The 17,630-nt window shown below is 66.0% G+C and carries 18 protein-coding genes and 1 tRNA gene; 4 read left to right on the top strand and 15 right to left on the bottom strand.

The annotated features are described in order from the left end of the window. The first annotated feature begins 52 nt into the window (after window positions 1-52). The 3 genes from HBF26_RS11545 (at window position 53) to HBF26_RS11555 (ending at window position 2,607) form a co-directional block, all read left to right on the top strand. On the top strand, window positions 53-1,438 hold the full coding sequence (locus HBF26_RS11545) for a sensor histidine kinase (RefSeq protein WP_167126225.1): 1,386 nt from the start codon (window positions 53-55) through the stop codon (window positions 1,436-1,438). Between the two features lie 84 nt (window positions 1,439-1,522). Beyond that, window positions 1,523-2,467 carry a VTT domain-containing protein gene (locus HBF26_RS11550; protein WP_167126228.1) on the top strand — a complete coding sequence of 315 codons (945 nt, stop codon included), beginning with the start codon at window positions 1,523-1,525 and terminating at the stop codon, window positions 2,465-2,467. Between the two features lie 64 nt (window positions 2,468-2,531). After that, a tRNA-Lys gene (locus tag HBF26_RS11555) sits at window positions 2,532-2,607 on the top strand. A gap of 9 nt (window positions 2,608-2,616) precedes the next feature. On the opposite strand, the gene HBF26_RS11560 is transcribed toward HBF26_RS11555, so the two are convergent. After that, a complete protein-coding gene (locus tag HBF26_RS11560; RefSeq protein ID WP_167126231.1) occupies window positions 2,617-4,137 on the bottom strand; it encodes a hypothetical protein in 1,521 nt (506 codons plus the stop codon). Between the two features lie 278 nt (window positions 4,138-4,415). Here HBF26_RS11560 and HBF26_RS11565 point away from each other — a divergent pair, with 278 nt between their 5' ends. Beyond that, entirely contained in the window at window positions 4,416-5,453 is a 1,038-nt protein-coding gene (locus HBF26_RS11565; protein WP_205287625.1) for an RHS repeat-associated core domain-containing protein, read from the top strand. An 18-nt stretch (window positions 5,454-5,471) separates the two neighbouring features. On the opposite strand, the gene queC is transcribed toward HBF26_RS11565, so the two are convergent. From queC to HBF26_RS11635, 14 genes are all read right to left on the bottom strand, one after another. Further along, complete coding sequence (gene queC, locus HBF26_RS11570) at window positions 5,472-6,155, bottom strand: 7-cyano-7-deazaguanine synthase QueC (RefSeq protein ID WP_167126236.1); 684 nt, start codon at window positions 6,153-6,155, stop codon at window positions 5,472-5,474. Window positions 6,156-6,171: 16 nt separating this feature from the next. Then, the gene (gene queE, locus HBF26_RS11575) at window positions 6,172-6,864 is read right to left on the bottom strand and encodes a 7-carboxy-7-deazaguanine synthase QueE (protein WP_167126239.1); all 693 of its coding nucleotides are present in this window, start codon (window positions 6,862-6,864) and stop codon (window positions 6,172-6,174) included. A 4-nt stretch (window positions 6,865-6,868) separates the two neighbouring features. Further along, window positions 6,869-7,729, bottom strand: a complete 861-nt coding sequence (ybgF, locus tag HBF26_RS11580; RefSeq protein WP_193569873.1) for a tol-pal system protein YbgF — start codon at window positions 7,727-7,729, stop codon at window positions 6,869-6,871. A 3-nt stretch (window positions 7,730-7,732) separates the two neighbouring features. Then, the gene (pal, locus tag HBF26_RS11585; RefSeq protein ID WP_167021894.1) at window positions 7,733-8,242 is read right to left on the bottom strand and encodes a peptidoglycan-associated lipoprotein Pal; all 510 of its coding nucleotides are present in this window, start codon (window positions 8,240-8,242) and stop codon (window positions 7,733-7,735) included. Between the two features lie 244 nt (window positions 8,243-8,486). Next, a complete protein-coding gene (gene tolB / locus HBF26_RS11590) occupies window positions 8,487-9,803 on the bottom strand; it encodes a Tol-Pal system beta propeller repeat protein TolB (protein WP_167126242.1) in 1,317 nt (438 codons plus the stop codon). A 133-nt stretch (window positions 9,804-9,936) separates the two neighbouring features. Further along, window positions 9,937-10,878, bottom strand: coding sequence for a cell envelope integrity TolA family protein (locus tag HBF26_RS11595; RefSeq protein WP_167126245.1), 942 nt, complete (start codon window positions 10,876-10,878; stop codon window positions 9,937-9,939). After that, on the bottom strand, window positions 10,865-11,308 hold the full coding sequence (gene tolR, locus HBF26_RS11600; RefSeq protein ID WP_167021891.1) for a protein TolR: 444 nt from the start codon (window positions 11,306-11,308) through the stop codon (window positions 10,865-10,867). Before tolR ends, HBF26_RS11595 begins: the two co-directional genes overlap by 14 nt. Before the next feature lie 15 nt (window positions 11,309-11,323). Continuing rightward, window positions 11,324-12,007 carry a protein TolQ gene (gene tolQ, locus HBF26_RS11605; protein WP_167126248.1) on the bottom strand — a complete coding sequence of 228 codons (684 nt, stop codon included), beginning with the start codon at window positions 12,005-12,007 and terminating at the stop codon, window positions 11,324-11,326. Window positions 12,008-12,039: 32 nt separating this feature from the next. Then, on the bottom strand, window positions 12,040-12,444 hold the full coding sequence (gene ybgC / locus HBF26_RS11610) for a tol-pal system-associated acyl-CoA thioesterase (protein ID WP_167126251.1): 405 nt from the start codon (window positions 12,442-12,444) through the stop codon (window positions 12,040-12,042). Further along, complete coding sequence (ruvB, locus tag HBF26_RS11615) at window positions 12,441-13,481, bottom strand: Holliday junction branch migration DNA helicase RuvB (protein ID WP_167126254.1); 1,041 nt, start codon at window positions 13,479-13,481, stop codon at window positions 12,441-12,443. The genes ybgC and ruvB overlap by 4 nt, the downstream gene beginning before the upstream one ends. A 189-nt stretch (window positions 13,482-13,670) precedes the next feature. Beyond that, window positions 13,671-15,566: a potassium transporter Kup gene (locus tag HBF26_RS11620; RefSeq protein ID WP_167126569.1), complete on the bottom strand. Its 1,896-nt coding sequence runs from the start codon at window positions 15,564-15,566 to the stop codon at window positions 13,671-13,673. Window positions 15,567-15,574: 8 nt separating this feature from the next. Then, window positions 15,575-16,171 carry a Holliday junction branch migration protein RuvA gene (ruvA, locus tag HBF26_RS11625; protein ID WP_167126257.1) on the bottom strand — a complete coding sequence of 199 codons (597 nt, stop codon included), beginning with the start codon at window positions 16,169-16,171 and terminating at the stop codon, window positions 15,575-15,577. Further along, window positions 16,168-16,689: a crossover junction endodeoxyribonuclease RuvC gene (ruvC, locus tag HBF26_RS11630; protein ID WP_193569874.1), complete on the bottom strand. Its 522-nt coding sequence runs from the start codon at window positions 16,687-16,689 to the stop codon at window positions 16,168-16,170. Before ruvC ends, ruvA begins: the two co-directional genes overlap by 4 nt. 14 nt (window positions 16,690-16,703) lie before the next feature. Further along, window positions 16,704-17,447 carry a YebC/PmpR family DNA-binding transcriptional regulator gene (locus tag HBF26_RS11635; protein ID WP_167126260.1) on the bottom strand — a complete coding sequence of 248 codons (744 nt, stop codon included), beginning with the start codon at window positions 17,445-17,447 and terminating at the stop codon, window positions 16,704-16,706. Between the last annotated feature and the right edge of the window lie 183 nt (window positions 17,448-17,630).

Genomic DNA, 17,630 nt, shown 5'->3' on the forward strand with positions numbered 1-17,630 from the left:
CCTGCCGCGTTGCATAAATTCTGTAACGAGACCCAGTGCCACAAAGCCCCTCATGACCGTGTCGCCGCGATCGCCAGGAAGGCCTGTATCCCTTCGCCGGCAGTTGATCCTCAAGGGTCTGCTGCCCACGACGGTCGCCGCGCTCGCCATGGCCGGCACCCTCGGCGTGCTGCACATACGCGCCGCGGATGCGGAGGTTCACGCCAAGGCGCGCATACAAGCCGCGCGCATTGCCGCCGCGATGGCCGACGCAACGAACGACGACGCCGTTAGCGATGCGCTCAGCCGGGCGCTTCTCCGCACCGCGCCGACGCAACAGGCGATCCTGCACCGCGACCTCGCCGGCGACATCGCGGTGGACAGCGGGCGGCGTCTTGCACCGGACAGCCAGATACATACATGGACGAGCACGGACGACGGCGAACTGGAAACGGTGAGCGATGCGTCCGCGCTACGCGAACGGCAGCTCGCGGGCTTCGTCATGACCCTCCTCCTCTGCGGCGGCATCGTGTGGCTTTTCGCCATCGCGCGACGGGGACTGGAACAGGACATCGTGGCACCCATGGAGAACGTGCGGGCACGGATCGACCGCTTCCTCCATCCGCGCGGCGCGCAGGTACCGGCGGACGACGACGTACTGTCTGCGATCGACGCCTTGATCGACGAGCTGGTGGACCTGCGCACCCGGCACGATGCGGCCATGGCCGATGCGCTGCGCCAGCGCCTGCAGGACATCGCCAGGCACACGCGGTTCATCGAACAGGTGGGCGACCATTTCCGCCAGCCGCTCCAGGCACTGGCCCTTTTCGTCGCCGGCATGCAGCCCGGCGACGATCTACGCCAGCGCGCGGTGCTGGGCCAGATGCGCAGCAGCCTCACCCGTCTCAACGAGCTGCTCGACGGCCTGCTCGAGATGGCGAGGTTCGATGCAGGCGCGGTGGAACCCGCGCCGGTCGACGTCATCGCCTCCGATCTCTACGTCCGCGGTCGCGCCGCTATCGAAGCGGATGCCGCGCGGCTCGGCGTGGACGTGCGCTGGCGCGGCGGACGCCTGCCGTTGCACGTCGACCCGGTATTGTTCGGCGAACTGCTGCACAAGCTGGTTTCCAGCGCGGTGCTCAGTACGCCGCACGGTCGCGTGCTGGTCGCCGTCCGACGTCGAGGTGGAGCTATCCGGCTGGAAGTGCGCGACAACGGCATGGGCCTCGACCCGGGCGCGCAGGCGCGCGTGTTCGAAGACTTCACCCGCTTGCCGGGACACCCCGGCTACGGGCTGGCCCTGGCCGTCGCGCGTCGCATTGTCGACACCATGAGTGGCCGCATCGGCGTGCGCTCCAGCCCGGGACGCGGAACCCTGTTCTGGGCGGAGTTCGATGGCGCGGCGGTGCTGCCCGCGGCGAGCCATCCGGCCGAGCTGCACTGGCATCCCGCCTGGTAGAGACGGCCACGGGGTCCCCTGTCACGCGCGCCTGGACCGGCGTATCGTTGCGGGCAGACGGAACCTGCCCCGAGGAAGACGGCCGTGGCGAGCATCAATTGGTCGGATACGGCGCCCATCGTGGCGTTCGCCGGCGTGTTTGCCGGCGCGATCGGGCTGCCCGTTCCCGCCATGCCCACGCTCATCGTGGTCGGCAGCACCCTCGTTGCAGCCCGGGATCCACTCCTCATCATCGGCACGTTCATCGCGGCGCTGGCGGGGGCCTTCCTGGGAGACGCCGCGTGGTTCCTCACCGGCCGCCGCTTCGGATACCGCGTGCTGGACGGCCTCTGCCGCATCTCCCTGTCACCCGACACCTGTGTGCGGCGAGCGAGCGGCTTCTTCGAAAAGCGCGGGGTGAAGCTCCTCCTGGTTTCCCGCTTCATCCCTGGGTTGTCGCTGGTGGCCATTCCCATCGCCGGCGCCGGCGACACGCGCTTCTCGCGCTTCACGCTCTACGACCTGCTCGGCGCGGCGCTCTGGATCGTCGTGGGGTTGTCGGCCGGCATGCTGTTCTACCGGCAGATCGACGCAGTGCTGTCCCTGCTGCGACAGTTCGGCATCGGCATGTTCGCCGTGGCCGCGATCGGACTCGCGCTGTGGATCGCCTTCCGCTATGCACGACGCGCGCTGCTGCTCGCGCGGCTGCGCAAGAGCCGGATCTCCGTGGACGAGCTGGCTCGCCTGCTCGCGAACGAACCCGGCGCGCTCATCGTCGACGTTCGCTCGGCGATCAGCCGCCGCGACGACCCGTACGTGATTCCCGGCTCCCGGCTTTTCGACCTCGCCACCGCGGACCAGGAACTGGCCACGCTGCCCCGGCACAGCGCCCTGGTGATCTACTGCTCGTGCCCGAACGAGGTGTCGGCCGCCAAGGTGGCGGAACGCCTGAGCAAGTTGGGGTTCTCGAACGTCCGCCCTCTCACCGGCGGCCTCGGCGCCTGGCGCGAGGCGGGTGGCGACGTGGAGGCGATTGCCCTCACCACCTGAACCGGACGCCTTTTCGGGTTGTGCCGCCCGCCGCGGCCTCGTAAACTTGCCGGTTCTCGCGCTTGGGTCGTTAGCTCAGTCGGTAGAGCAGCGGACTTTTAATCCGTAGGTCGACGGTTCGAATCCGTCACGACCCACCATTGCGTCCCTCACAGGCGCACCCGCAAAACGCGCGAGAATCGCCAGGGGTCCTCCCTTTTCTGCTTCGATGCCACGGCGTAGGTCACAAGGATGTCGCGGCCGCGATTCGCTGCCAGCCACGCATCCGGAATGCGGAACGCGATGGCATCCTTCGAAACGACGTCCTGCCGGGGCAGATCGAGCGTAGTCGCGCCCTGCAGGCGCACATTCGCGTGGTATTCGGTGTTCATGGCCGGAAAGCGCACCAGTACCTGCGTATGGTCATCGCTCAGCGTCGGGGCCGGAAGCTCGAGCGGCTGCGCTTCCACCTCCACGATGGCCGTTCGGGAGACCTGTACCTGACCATTGCCCTGCCTGATCGAGAAAGCCACGCGAGCGCTGCTGCCGATGGTATCGATCGCCTCTGTCCGGGGAATGCGCAGCGACATCGGGGCAACTTCCGTGACAGTCTCGGGTGGCGTTACGTACGTGATCGACGGCCCCGCCCAGGACACGCTGACTGTCTGCCCCACCGCCATGCCCTTGTACACGGGCACCTCGACGGTCACATAGTCCGCCCGGTAAAAGTCGGTCAGGAGCAATTTGCTCCCACCCTCGCCTGAGGCCTCGCGGACCATCGGCACCTGCTCGGGAACCGGCACTTCGCTGCCCAACGCCTGGTCCTGCGCGCGATACGCGAACACGGCATCGGCCTCCGGCGACGGAGGCAACGCGATCCTGACGATCGGCAAGCGCATGCCCGTCTCCGCGTAATAGTCGCGCTGGTCGTGCTGCGCGGCCGCCAGCCCGGTACCGCTGTAGAAGAACGCTTCGATAGGCAGGTCGGCAGGTATGCCGGGCTTCCACGTTTCGATCCGCAATTCGTTCTCCGGATTGGCGCCATGAAACGAAGGGGCATACTTCATCGCCTTGAGACTTTCGAGGAAGGCGTTCGCGCTGTCCTCCGCCGTCAGGTCGAAACCGCACTGGGTGAACTTGCCGTTGGCACCGGCTATCCGGGTGAACGACGAGCGCCAGCCCTCGGCCTTCGTGATTCCCTGCTGCTGACAGGGTGCGCTCTTGACCGGATAGGTGTCGTAGGCACCGCACCCATGCCCGTCGCGCCGATAGGTGGACGCATCCACCGGAAACGAACAGAGCACCGCCGGATGCACCTTGCCTGGCGAGGATAGATAGGGCGCGAAAATGAAGCCGTTTTGATAACCGAGCGCAAACGCGTTGAACTCGGCGTCCTTTCTCAGGAAGGAAAACGAAACCGCGCCGGTTTCCACGGCGCTCGGACTCGGATCCCACGAATGATAGGCGGATGACGCCTTGGTGCCGCGAAGAAGGATGCCCGAACAGAGGAAGGCCGGAAGCGCCGGTCCGCCGCAATCCGGTCGCGTGTCCACGTAGCGGGCTCGCAGGATCTGCTCGATGCGCTCCGGGCTTGCCTCCCCAGCGACATCCTGCGACTCGTGCGCGGCACTTGTCGCCAAGAAGGTGACGGCCGCCACGACCGCACCGAATTTCCGGAGCCATCCATCCATGGCCTTCGTCCGCTTCCTGCTTCCTGCTTCCTGCTTCCTGACGCGACTTTCTGCCGGCAGCGTGCGCGGCGCAATAGGCCGGACGCTGTAAGGATCCAAAGCCCTTATTCGGCATTGCCGCGCCGACGGCCCTGGCGGGAATGCCGTGCGTGCGCAGACCGCTCCGTCGGCGCGACGGCAGTCCCGCATTGTCGCCGAAGAGGCATATCGATCGTTCGTGCGGTGGCCTGGTTGAGACGTATATTGATGGCCTCTGCAAAGGATGGCGGCGGACGATCATGGAGACGATCTACAGCGCGTACGGTGGCACGCATGGGCAAGCTGGCCACGCCCGTTCAAGGTATACCGGCGAGCGCATCGAAACGGATCAGGGCTGGTACCTGTTCGGCAGGCGCCCCTACGATCCCGTTCTGCAGCGATTTCTCGCTCCGGACGCGTTGAGTCCCTTCGATGCCGGCGGCGTCAATCGCTACGCCTATTGCGGTGGCGACCCGATCAATCGGATCGATCCGTCCGGACATGTGTGGGAAAACCCGTGGAGTAAATTGCGCGACCCCCTGCTCGCCGTCGCCGATTCCGTCCTGGCGACCACCACTCGGACCGGCACGTCGGCTACGCCCGTCATAACAGCCCATACCGCCGCAGCTTCCATGGACGTGGCGAGGGTTTCGTCCGGCATCCCTTCTGGCTCCCTGGCCGCTCCCGCGGTTCCCGGCAACGTGGTGTTCGGGCAGCTCGCGCCCGGTCCGGGCACTTCTCTGGCACGGGGAAACGAGCCTCCTCCCGCGAAGCGGCCCAGGACGGACGAACTCTTGCCCGCCAGTGGAGTGCTTCGCGACATGGAACGTCCCCGAATCACCGACAGGGTCGGAAGGTGGACCAAATACGCACTCACCGCGAACACGGGTGCGAGGTCCATCTGGGTAACCGACACAGCCTTGGACGAGACAGGCGCTACGAACCTGGTGCGGAACTTGGCAAGCTCGCCGCGGCGGCCGAACAACAGGATCAGGAATCTCTGGCTATACACCGGTTACGAGGGTGTGCGCAGCGGGCGAAACTGGGACCCTGATTTACGCACGCCAAGAGCTGCCAGCTCGGGGTATGCCGAACTCGCGCGAAGGTTCGAGGTTTCCGCTGGGGAATCGGTTGGCATCAACGTTCAGATCGTCGATATGCAATTTACCCATCAGGATATGATGACCCAGAAGCTGAAACGCGCAGGTGTTCACGTCGTCGGCATCAGTTACGGTCTGATGGACCCTGCGGTCAGGAAGGCTTTGAATCTCGACGTCGACTCGGTATCGACGTCGTGACCGGAGCCGATCCCACGATCAAGCGTAACGTGTCGGATCCGTCACGCCTGCCTTCGCAAAACCCTCGGCACGCAGGCGACAGGCATCGCAATGACCGCACGCGCGGCCTTCGGCGTCGGCCTGGTAGCAGCTGACCGTCGCCGCGAAATCCACACCGAGGCGCATGCCTTCGCGCACGATGTCGCCCTTGCCCATCTGCATCAGGGGCGCATGGATACGGATGCCCGCGCCTTCCACGCCGGCCTTGGTAGCGACATTGGCGAGCGACTGGAAGGCCTCGATGAAGGCGGGACGGCAGTCCGGGTAGCCCGAGTAGTCCACGGCGTTGACGCCGCAGAAGATGTCGTTGGAGCCGAGCACTTCCGCCCAACCAAGCGCGATCGACAACATGATGGTGTTGCGCGCCGGCACGTACGTGACGGGAATGCCTTCGCCGCCGTCTTCCGGCACATCGATGTCGGCCGTGAGGGCCGAGCCGCCGATGCTGCGCAGGTCGACGTGCACGGTCTTGTGCACCACGGCGCCGAGCATGGTCGCCACGCGCTCGGAGGCTTCCAGCTCGGAACTATGCCGCTGCCCGTAGGCGACGCTGAGCGCGTAGACCTCGAAGCCTTGTTCGCGCGCCATGGCTATGGTGACGGCGGAATCCATGCCACCCGACACGAGGATGACGGCCTTGCGGGAAGCGTTCGGTACGTTCATGCGTATTACCTTGGAATCAATGGCCGGCCGCGTCGTTCCACAGCAGCTTGTGCAGTTGGAGCTGGAAGCGCACGGGAAGGCGCTCGGCGAGGATCCATTCGGCCAGTTCGCGCGGCTCGACCCTGGACCACACGGGGGAAAACAGCACCATCGCCTTGCCGTCGAGCGCATGCTCGCGCACGACGTCGCGCGACCACTCGAAGTCTGCGCGGCTGGCGATCACGAACTTCACCTGGTCGTGCGGCAGCAGATGGTCGAGATTGCTCCACAGGTTGCGGCCGCTTTCACCGGAATCCGGCGCCTTCAGGTCCATGACCTTGCGCACGCGAGGATCGACCTGGGAAACATCCAGTGCGCCGGAGGTTTCAAGCGACACCTCGTAACCCGCGTCGCAAAGCCTCCGCAGAAGGATGAGACAGCGCTTCTGGGCCAGGGGCTCGCCGCCGGTGACGCATACATGGCGTGCACCGTGGCTGGCGACTTCCGCGAGGATCGCGTCGATGTCGTGCCATTGGCCGCCATGGAAGGAATACTCCGTGTCGCACCACACGCAACGCAGGGGGCAACCGGTCAGGCGAACGAAAACCGTGGGCCAGCCAATGGCATCGGCCTCGCCCTGCACGGAGTGGAAGATCTCGGTGATGCGCAGCCGCTCCCGGACGGGCGGGGCCGGCGAGACGTCCGCCGGCGTTGCGGTGCTGCCGTTCATGGGATCAGTTGGCCGTCTGGCGCTGCAGGCGGCGCAGGCGTTCCTGTGCGAGGCCAGCGGCCTTCGTGCCCGGATACTTGGCGGCCACCTGCTTGAGCGTGGCGACGGCGGCGTCCTGCTGCTTCAGCTCGATCTGGCAGTAGCCGACCTTGAGCAGACCGTCGGACACCTTGTCGCTCTGCGGATACTGCTTCACGAGACGCTGGAAGGCCTCGATGGCCACCGGGTAGTTCATGGTGACGTAGTACGACTCGCCCAGCCAGTAATAGGCGTTCGGCGCCAGCGGGCTGTCGGGGTACTTGACGAGGAAGTCGCGGAAGCCGCGCGAAGCACTGACGTAGTCGCCGGCACGCAGCGATTTGAACGCGGCGTCGTAGGCAGCCTGCTGGTCGGCATCGGCATGGGCCGGCGCTGCGCCGGCAGCCGCCTGGGCCGGGGCCGCCGCGCCTGCGGATGCGGGTTGCACGGCCGCGGGAGCGGCCGAAGAAGCGGAGGGGCCCGGTGCGGTGGCCGGGGCCGCAGGCGACTGGCCCTGCGACGCCCCACCCTTCTCGATACGGCCCAGCCGCGAATCGAGGTCCGCGTACTGTGCCTTCTGGGAATCCTGAAGTTGCTGGTTCTGGTGCTGAAGTTCCTCGATCTGACCCTGCAGCTGTGCCAGCTGCTGCTGCAGATCGTTGACCTGGTTCACCAGCGAGGTGGTGCCGGCCTGCTGCTGCGACTGCTGCTCCAGCCGCGACACACGGTCGGCGAGGCTGAGGCGGGTGTCCTGGGCGGCGGCAGGCAACGCAAAAAGCGTGGCGGACGCAATCGCGCCCGCCACGCCAAGCCTGGCCGTGATGCTGGTAGCCAGAGTCTTCTTCATTACTTACTTCGCGGTGTACACGATCTCGACGCGACGGTTCTTGGCCCAGCAGTCTTCGTTGTGCTCACGGCAGGTCGGCTTCTCCTTGCCGTAGCTGGTCACGTTGATCTGGCCAGCCGAACCGCCAGCGGCCTGAAGGGCGCTGGAGACGGCGTTGCCACGGCGCTCGCCGAGGCCCAGGTTGTACTCGCGGGTGCCGCGCTCGTCGGTGTTACCCTCGAGGGTCATGGCCGACTGCGGACGGTCCTGCAGGTACTTGGCGTGGCAAGCGATGATCTGCTGGAACTCCGGCTTGACGTCGTTCTTGTCGAAGTCGAAGTACACGACGCGCTGACGCAGGCAAGCGTCGGTGTCGAGATCGGACGGCTGGTACTTGCCGTCGCTGGTCGGGGCCTGGGTCTGAGCGACCGGCTGCTGTTCCGGCAGGGGAGCCGGCTTGGTGTTCTTCTTCGAGCACGCGGCGGCGCCAACGCAGAGCAGGGCAGCCAGGGTGACGGTAACGGTCTTATTCATGGGACGTTCCTTCAACAGTTGAGTTCCGACAGTCGGTTTTCGGTTTCGGGACAGGCACCGCCGGTTGTCCGGCTGTTTTTCTACTTACATCTACGCCGACGGGGCGCTGTCCCGCACCCGGCGTCTTCGCTCCGACGGTTGCCCTTGGGCGCCCGCCGGAAAACCTTTGGACCGCGGAAAAGGCGCGGCCACGCCGCGCCCTTCCCTGGACGTTGCCGATGTCGCCGCCCGGCAGGGCGCGCCATCAGCGCTGTCGATAGGGTCCCCAAGACGGCTCACGCACGTCGCCGTCGGACAGGACGAGACGCTGACGCACGAGGCCATCGGCTGAAACCGCATACAGGACGCCGCGCGTACCCTGCGATGCCGCATAGAGCAGCATGCTGGCATTGGGCGCGAAGCTGGGCGAATCGTCCACATTACCCGGGGAAACGAAACGCACCTGGCCACCCAGACTACGGTCCATGATGGCGATACGATACACGTTCCCGTTGCCCTGCACCATCGCAATCTGCTTGCCGTCGTAGCTCACCGAGGCGCTTGCGTTGAAGCCGCCCTGGAAGGTGAGCCGCTGGGCTGCGCCGCCCGAGGCCGACATCTGGTAGAGCTGCGGTTTGCCGGAGCGGTCGGAGGTGAAGATGATGCTCTGGCCGTCCGGGGTGAAGGTAGGCTCGGTGTCGATGGCGAAGTTGTTGGTCAGTCGGGTTTCCGTCCGGCTGGCCACGTCGATGACGAAGATCTCGGGATTGCCCACGTACGAGAGGCTGACGGCCAGCTTGCTGCCGTCCGGCGACCACGCGGGGGCGCTGTTGATGCCACGCGGGTGCGATGCGATCAGGCTGCGCGAGCCCGTGGAGATGTTCTGCACGTAGACCTGCGAGTTGCCGCTCTCGAAGGAGACATACGCGATCTTGCTACCGTCCGGCGACCAGGCGGGGCCGAGCAGCGACTCGCGCGACCGCGCCACGACCTGCGGGTTGTAACCGTCCGAGTCGGCCACGATCAGGGAATAGGTGGTGTTGTTGCCCACGCCGACCGCGGTGATGTAGGCGATACGGGTCCAGAAGGCGCCGCGCACACCGGTGATTTTTTCGTAGATCTGGTCGGCGATCTGGTGCGCCACGCCGCGGAGGTCGCCCGCGGGGGCGGTGAACGACTGCGCGAGCAGGCTCTGCTGGCGGTTCACGTCCCACAGTTCGTACTCGACCTTGAGCATGCCGCCACCGGCGTCGCTGATGCGGCCGATGGTCAGGTAGTCCTGCTTGAGCAGGCGCCACGTGGCGAACTTGACGTCCGAGCCCTGGGACGGGGTTTCGACGATGTCGTTCTTGTCCAGCGAGCGGAACTTGCCCGAACGGTTGAAATCCGCGCGGATGACGTCGGCGACATCGGTCGGCAGCGGCGCGCCCCCGGCCTGGGCGAAAGGCACGACGGCGATGGGAATGGCCGTTTTCAGCCCGCCGACGATTTCCACGTTGAGCGACTGGGCGGCGGCCGGACCGGCCACGAGGGCGGCCAGCGCGGCCAGGAGGAGGACGAGACGTGAAAGCGTTCTGCGCATGGGCGGATTCATTGCGACCTGGATAGTGGGACAGCGGCGAAATGTTAACGCGACGGCCACGTGCTGAGTGACCCGAATCTGAACCGCCCTGCCCCGCCCTGGCACCTGGCCGGGGCGGGACAAGGGCGCTACATCATTGCGGCCTGAACGTGAACGTTAGGTTGCGCTGGAAGACGTCCTCGAAGCCCTGGTAAGGCAGCGGCTGGGCGCGCAGCACGGCGTTCTCCACCGAGGCGCGTCCGGCGGCGTCGTACGGGCAGCTGGAGTCCACCTTGGCACTGAGCACCTGCCCACCCGGCACCTGCACGATGTGCACCACGCAGGAAGTGGGCGGCATGCTGTCCGGACGGAGCCAGTTCTGCGTGACCGCGTTCTGGATGGCGGCCAGGTACTGGCCCAGCTTGCCCGTGTCACGGCCATTCGTGCCCGACTGCCGCTGATCGGCCGGCGGCAGGTCCGGCAGGCCATCGTCCTTGGCGTTCTGCAGGTCCTTAAGTTGCTGCTCGGCCTGCTTCTTGGTGGTGTCGGCCTTCTTCGTCTGGGCCTTCGCCGCGTCAAGCTGCTTGAAGATGTCGTCGATTTCCTTCTGTTTCTCTTTCTTCTTCTGCTCCTGCTCGGCGTCGAGCTCGGCCTGGCGCTGGCGCTGCTTCTCTTCCTGCAGGCGCTTGGCGTCCTCAGCCTTCTGCACGGCGTCATCCACCACCTTCTCCTGGTCCTTCAGGTCGGGCTGCTTCGGCGGCGGCGGGAGGGTTTCTACCTTGGGCTTCTCCTGCGGCGGCGTCGGCGTCGGCACCACCGGGGGCGGCGGCGTGGTATCGGGCACCGGCTTGGCCTTCGTCGCCTTCGGCGGCGGGCTGCCGGTGGGGCCGACCAGGGTCGCCTCGATGATCTGGCCGGGCAGTTCGAGGGGCGCCGGGCACTTCAACGGATTCCACTCGGCCGGCAGGCCGATCGCCTCGGCCCATTTCTCGTAATCCGAGCACGGAATGACCGCGAGGCCCAGGAAGGCCACGATGCCGATGTGCAGGAGCGCGGCGAGGACGACCGCGCGGGGCGTGCCGTTACGGTTTTCCATTCTGCGCCGACTGGGGCTGGCTCATCAGGCCGATCTTGGAGACACCGGCCTCCTGCAGGATCGGGAGGATCGAATAGACCTTGCCGTAGCCCACGCGCTGGTCGCCCGCGACCAGGACCTGGAGTTCCGGGTTGGCGTCATGGAAAGCGGTGATCTTCTTGCGGAATTCGTCCTCGCTGACCGGCTCGCGCTTCGCGCCGTTCGCCGTGAGGTAGATCTGGCCTGCCTCGTCGACGGACACCACGATCGGGTCCTTTTTGTCCTGCAGCGACTTGGCGTTGGTCTGCGGCAGCTGGATGTCCACGCCGAGGTTCATCATCGGCGTAGTGACCATGAAGATGATCAGCAGCACGAGCATCACGTCGATGTACGGCACGACGTTGATCTCGGATTTCAGCTTCCGCTTGTGCCTGCGGTAGGTAGTGCGCATGGCGTACGCTCCCGCTCAGGCCGCGTCGTCGGTATGGATCTGGCGCTGCAGTACGGAGGAGAACTCTTCCTGGAACACCTCGTAGCGCGACGCGATGCGCTCGACCTTGTTGGCGTAGCGGTTGTATGCCCAGACAGCCGGAATGGCGGCGAACAGGCCCATGGCGGTGGCGATCAGCGCCTCGGAAATGTGCGGCGCGACGACCGAGATGGTGACGTCCTTCATTTCGCCCAGGCCCTGGAAGGCGCCCATGATGCCCCAGACGGTGCCGAAGAGACCCACGTAGGGGCTGATCGAACCGACATTGGCCAGGAACTCCAGGTTCTGCTCCAGCTTGCCGATCTCGCGCGTGCCGGCCACGCGCATGGCGCGCTCCGAGCCCTCGATGACCCGGTTGGCGTCGGTGACGCGGCGCTGGCGCTGGCGGGCAAACTCGCGGAAGCCCGCCTCGAAGACGTTCTCGATGCCGTGCTGCCCCTCGCGATTGCCCACCTCGCGGAACAGGGCGGCAAGGTCGGCGCCGGACCAGAAGCGGTCTTCGAAGGCTTCGGCGTTATCGTGCGCCGTCTTCAGCTGGCTGTATTTACGGATGATGATCACCCAGGAGAGGAACGAGAACACCAGCAAGAGGAGCATCACCAGTTGTACGGGCAGGCTCGCTTCCGACACCAGCTTGAAAATGTTCAGTCCACCGTTCATCGCTTGAGGGCTCTCCGCCGGGTATCTGGCTATCAGGTAATGGGGAATTCGTTGGCAAACAGACCCGCCGGGATCTGCGCCGGGCGCATCGTGTCGAGGTTGACGCACGCCACGCGCACCTGCGCGCGTACCAGTGCCGCATCCCCCCGCACAATCTCCTGACCGAACAGCATACTGGCTGAACGGCGTTCTTTGACGCTCACCGTGACTTTAAGTTCATCATCCAGACGGGCCGGGCGGTGGAAGTCGAGGTGCATGTCGCGGACGACGAAGCCCAGCGAGGTCGACTCACGCAGCGAAAGCTGGTCGATGCCCTGGGCGCGCAGCCATTCCGTCCGCGCCCGTTCCATGAAACGGATGTAATTCGCGTGGTAGACGACGCCACCGGCGTCGGTGTCTTCCCAGTAGATACGGACAGGCCAGCTGAAAACGCTCATGCCCCGTCCGAAAAGAGGTCGGGCGTGGCTGCCTGGCGTGGCGGCGGGGTCAGCCCCAGGTGCCGCCAGGCCTTGGCCGAAGCCATGCGGCCTCGCGCCGTTCGGATCAGGTAGCCCTGCTGAATCAGGTACGGCTCCACCACGTCTTCCAGGGTGCCGCGATCTTCGCTGAGCGCTGCGGCCAGCGATTCCACGCCCACCGGCCCCCCGTCGAAGTTCTCGATGATGATGCCGAGCAGGCGGCGGTCGAGGTCGTCGAAGCCTTCGGCGTCCACTTTCAGCATGTCGGTGGCCGCACGGGCCAACTCGTGCGTGATGCGGCCGTCGCCGCGCACCTCCGCGAAATCGCGAACCCGGCGCAGCAGGCGATTGGCGATGCGCGGCGTGCCGCGGGAACGGCGGGCGATTTCCACCGCGCCCTCGAATTCGCATTCGATGCCGAAGATGCGCGCCGCGCGACGGACGATCGCCGTGAGTTCCTCGATGCTGTAGAACTCCAGGCGCTGGATGATGCCGAAGCGGTCGCGCAGCGGCCCGGTGAGCAGGCCCGCGCGTGTCGTCGCCCCGATCAGCGTGAAAGGCGGAAGATCGAGCTTGATGGAGCGCGCCGCGGGGCCTTCGCCGATCATGATGTCGATCTGGAAGTCCTCCATCGCCGGATAGAGCACTTCCTCGACCACCGGGGACAGGCGATGGATCTCGTCCACGAAAAGGACGTCGTTGGCCTCGAGATTGGTGAGCAGCGCCGCGAGGTCGCCCGCCCGCTCCAGCACCGGTCCGGACGTGGACCGCACGCTCACCCCCAGTTCGTTCGCAATCACATGCGAAAGCGTGGTCTTGCCCAGGCCGGGCGGCCCGAAGATGAGCGTATGGTCCAGCGCCCCGCCCCGACGACGCGCCGCTTCGATATAGATGGCCATCTGCTCGCGAACCGCCTGCTGGCCGAGATACTCGGCCAGCCGCTTCGGCCGGATGCTGGCCTCCAGCGCCTCGTCGTCCATGGCGGCAGCGGAGGAAATGATGCGGTGTTCGGACATGGGCCGCATTATGCGCTGTGAGTCGGTCGCTGCGCGACCTGTGCGGTTCGTAAGTCGGTCGCTTGCGCGACCTGCGAGTCGGCCGCTGCGCGGCCTGTGAACCGTGAGTCGAGGCGTAAGCTTACGGTTCACAGCCGGGCGAAGCCCGCGACTTACAGGCCACGAAGTGGCCGACTCACGCACCCCACCTCAAATCTCGACCTGGGCGCCCAGTTCGATCAGCCGGTTGCCCGGGATCTGGAAGAACGCCGTCGCCGGCATCGCATTACGCGCAAGGAAGGCGAACAGCTTGTCGCGCCACAGGGCCATGCCCGGGCGGCGGACGTCGGCGACGATGGTTTCGCGCGACAGGAAGAAGGTCGTGTCCATCATGTCGAAGTCCAGGCCCAGTGCACCCGCACGCGAGAGCGAGTTCGGGATGTTTGGATCCTCGGCGAAGCCGTATCGCAGCTGCAGGCCGTAGAAGCCGCTGCCGTAATCGATCACTTCCATGCGCTCGTCGCTCTCCGCGACCGGCGTCTCCAGCATTTCCACCGTCAGCAGCACATTGCGCTCGTGCAGCACCTTGTTGTGCTTCAGGTTGTGCAACATTGCGTGCGGCACGGCGTTCTGGTTCGCGGTGAGGAACACCGCCGTGCCCGGAACGATGAGCGGCGGATGGTCCGCGATGTTCGCGACGAACGGTTCCAGCGCCAGGCCCGACTGCTTGATCTCGCGCACCACGAGGTCCCTGCCCCGGCGCCAGGTGGTCATCACCGTGAAGATGATCACGCCCAGGACCAGCGGGAACCAGCCGCCATGGGCGATCTTCAGTGCATTGGCGCCGAAGAACGCCAGATCGGTGATGAGGAAAATCACGCCCACGGTGATCACCGCGGACCAGTGCCAGTGCCAGCGCAGGCGAGCGACCACCAGGGCCAGCAGCGTCGTCATCGTCATGGTGCCGGTCACGGCGATGCCGTAGGCCGCGCCGAGATTGTTCGAGGAACGGAAGCCCAGCACGGCGAGGAACACCAGCACCAGCAGCAGCCTGTTCACCCACGGGACGAAGATCTGCCCTGACATTTCGTGCGAGGTGTGCACCACCGCCATGCGGGGCGAATAGCCCAGGGACATGGCCTCGCGGGTCATCGAGAACGCCCCTGAGATGACGGCCTGCGAAGCGATGATCGCCGCCATCGTCGCCAGCGCCACCATCGGGTAGAGCCACTCTTCCGGCACCATGTGATAGAACGGATTCTCGATGGCGCTGCGGTCGTGCAGAAGCAGTGCGCCCTGGCCGAAGTAGTTGATCAGCAGGGCCGGCAGCACGAATCCGAACCAGGCCAGCCGGATCGGACGCTTTCCGAAATGGCCCATGTCCGCGTACAGCGCCTCGGCACCGGTGAGCGCCAGCACCACACCGCCCAGTGCGATGAACGACAGCTTGCCGTGCTCGCGAAAGAAGCTCACCGCATACCAGGGGTTCAAGGCAGCCAGCACCTGAGGATGCGCCACGAGCTGGCGCAGGCCGAGGAAGGCCAGCACGAGGAACCACAGGACCATCACCGGCGCGAACGCCTTGCCGACGATGTTCGTGCCATGCCGTTGCACGGCGAACAACACGAAAATGATGACCAGACAGATCGGCAGCACGTAGGTGTCGAGTTGCGGCGCGGCAACTTCCAGACCTTCCACCGCGGAGAGGACCGAGATGGCCGGCGTGATCACGCCGTCGCCATAGAACAGCGAGGCGCCGAAGATGCCGATCGCCGCCAGCACCCAGCGCGCCCGCGGCGAGCCGCTGACGCTGCGCTGCGCGAGCGCCATGAGCGCCATGATGCCGCCTTCACCCTTGTTGTCCGCGCGCATCACGAAGGTGACGTATTTCAACGACACCACCATGATCAGTGACCAGAAGATCAGCGACAGCACGCCCAGCACCGCCGCCGGATGCGGCGTCATGCCGTGCGTGCCCAGCGTTTCCTTCATGGTGTATAGCGGGCTCGTGCCGATATCGCCGAAGACGACGCCGATGGCGCCTAGCGCGAGCGCGCCCAGGCGACGACCGTGCGCGTGCTGTAAGTCTTCGGCGGAGTTTTCCATTTTCACTTTCAACCTCCGAGCGCTGCGCGCAGCGCCTTGCGGATGATGGCTTCGGCGGAATCCCCTTCCGCCGCGGCCTTCTGTACCAGCCGCGAAGCTTCCACGGGCTTGTAACCGAGTTGTTGCAGGGCCACGGTGGCTTCGCTCACCGGATCCACCGGTGCCGCCTCGCCCATCGTGCCGACGGGCAGGCGTACGCCCACGGCATCCACACGATCGCGCAATTCCACCACCATGCGCTCCGCAGTCTTCTTGCCGATGCCCGGGATCTTGGTGAGCGCCACCACGTCGCCCGCGTGCACCAGCCGCGACAGTTCGTCGGTGGCGACGCCGGACAACACGGCCAGCGCGATCTTCGCGCCGATGCCGCTCACCTTGAGCAGATTGCGGAACATCGCCCGCTCCGCCTCGCGCAGGAAGCCATAGAGGGCCACGCCGTCTTCCTTCACCGCGTAATGGGTGAGGAGGATCACTTCCTTGCCCGTGGCGGGAAGGTCGTAGATGGTCGACATGGGTGCGTCGACGTCGTATCCCACGCCGCCCACCTCGATGAGGAGCGACGGGGGCTGCTTGCTTATGAGGGTGCCACGCAGGCGGCCGATCATCGGCGGCGTCTCCATGCGGTGCGCGGGATACCCACGCGTTCGATGCTGGAACGGGTGTGCGCATGGGCGATCGCGATCGCCAGCGCGTCGGCGGCATCCGCCTGCAGCGGACCCTTGATACCGAGGATCATCCCGATCATGTGCTGGACCTGGGTCTTGTCGGCACGGCCGGTACCGACCACTGCCTGTTTCACCTCGGTCGCGGCGTATTCGTGCACGACGATTCCCTGACTGACCACGGCACACACGGCCGCCCCGCGCGCCTGCCCCAGTTTCAGGGCCGAGTCCGCGTTGCGTGCCATGAACACGCGCTCGATCGCGGCTTCCGCCGGACCGTGCTCGCCGATGATCCCGCACAGTTCGTCAAAGATGCGTTTCAGGCGCAGCGGAAAGCTGGCCTCGCCCGAAACGAGCAGTGCGCCGTGCCACACGTGGCTCACCGCGCCGTTGTCCGCCACGTCGATCACACCGACGCCGGTACGCTGGCTGCCCGGATCGATACCGAGGATGCGGATCATGGTGCGACGGGGCGTCAGCCCTCGTCGTGGGCCGGCAGGACGGCGTTGTGGTAGACCTCGTCCACGTCGTCGAGCGAATTCAGGCGGTCCAGCAGTTTTTCGAACTGCTCGAGCGCCTCGCCGGTGGGCGTGACCAGCGGCCCGTTCGGGCGCATGACCACGTCGGAGCCGTCGACGTCGAAGCCGGCGGCGGCCAGCGCCTTGCGCATGGCTTCCACCGCGATCGGATCGGGGGCGAGCAACACGGTGCCGACGCCGTTCTCGATCACGATGTCTTCCGCGTTGTTCTCGATGGCGGCTTCCTCGAGCTTCGCCTCCACATCGGCGTCGCCACCGGTGTGGACCACCACCTGGCCCACGCGGGTGAACTGGAAGGCCACCGAGTTGGTGGTGCCCATGTTTCCGCCGAGCTTGTTGAGCGCGGCGCGCACGTCGGCCACCGTGCGGGTCTGGTTGTCGGTGACGCAGTCGATGATCAGCGCGGTGCCCGCCGGGCCGTAGCCTTCATAGCGGATTTCGTGCATGTCCGCGCCGCCGTCGGCACCCGAACCGCGCTTGATGGCGCGCTCGATGGTGTCCTTCGTCATATTGGCGGCCAGGGCCTTGTCGACGGCGGCGCGCAGGCGCGGGTTGCCGTTGGGGTCGGGCACGCCGCCACGGGTGGCGATGGTGATTTCGCGGATCAGCTTCGTGAACACCTTGGCGCGCTTGGCGTCTTCGGCGTTCTTGCGACCTTCGATGGACGGGCCTCTACCCATGTTCGATTCCTGGATCTACCGGACGGACAGGGGCGCGATTCTAGCGGAAGCGGGGCTACTGTAGGGAGCCGCCATGGCGGCGAGACATGCTGCGACCACGCGGCATCATGCCGCTGTGGGAGCCGCTTCAGCGGCGATGGACCCTTGCGGCAAGATTGCCCGCTACCGCGGAATCGCCGGCGT

Origin of the sequence: Luteibacter jiangsuensis (genome assembly GCF_011742555.1) — a bacterium.
Taxonomy (GTDB): domain Bacteria; phylum Pseudomonadota; class Gammaproteobacteria; order Xanthomonadales; family Rhodanobacteraceae; genus Luteibacter; species Luteibacter jiangsuensis.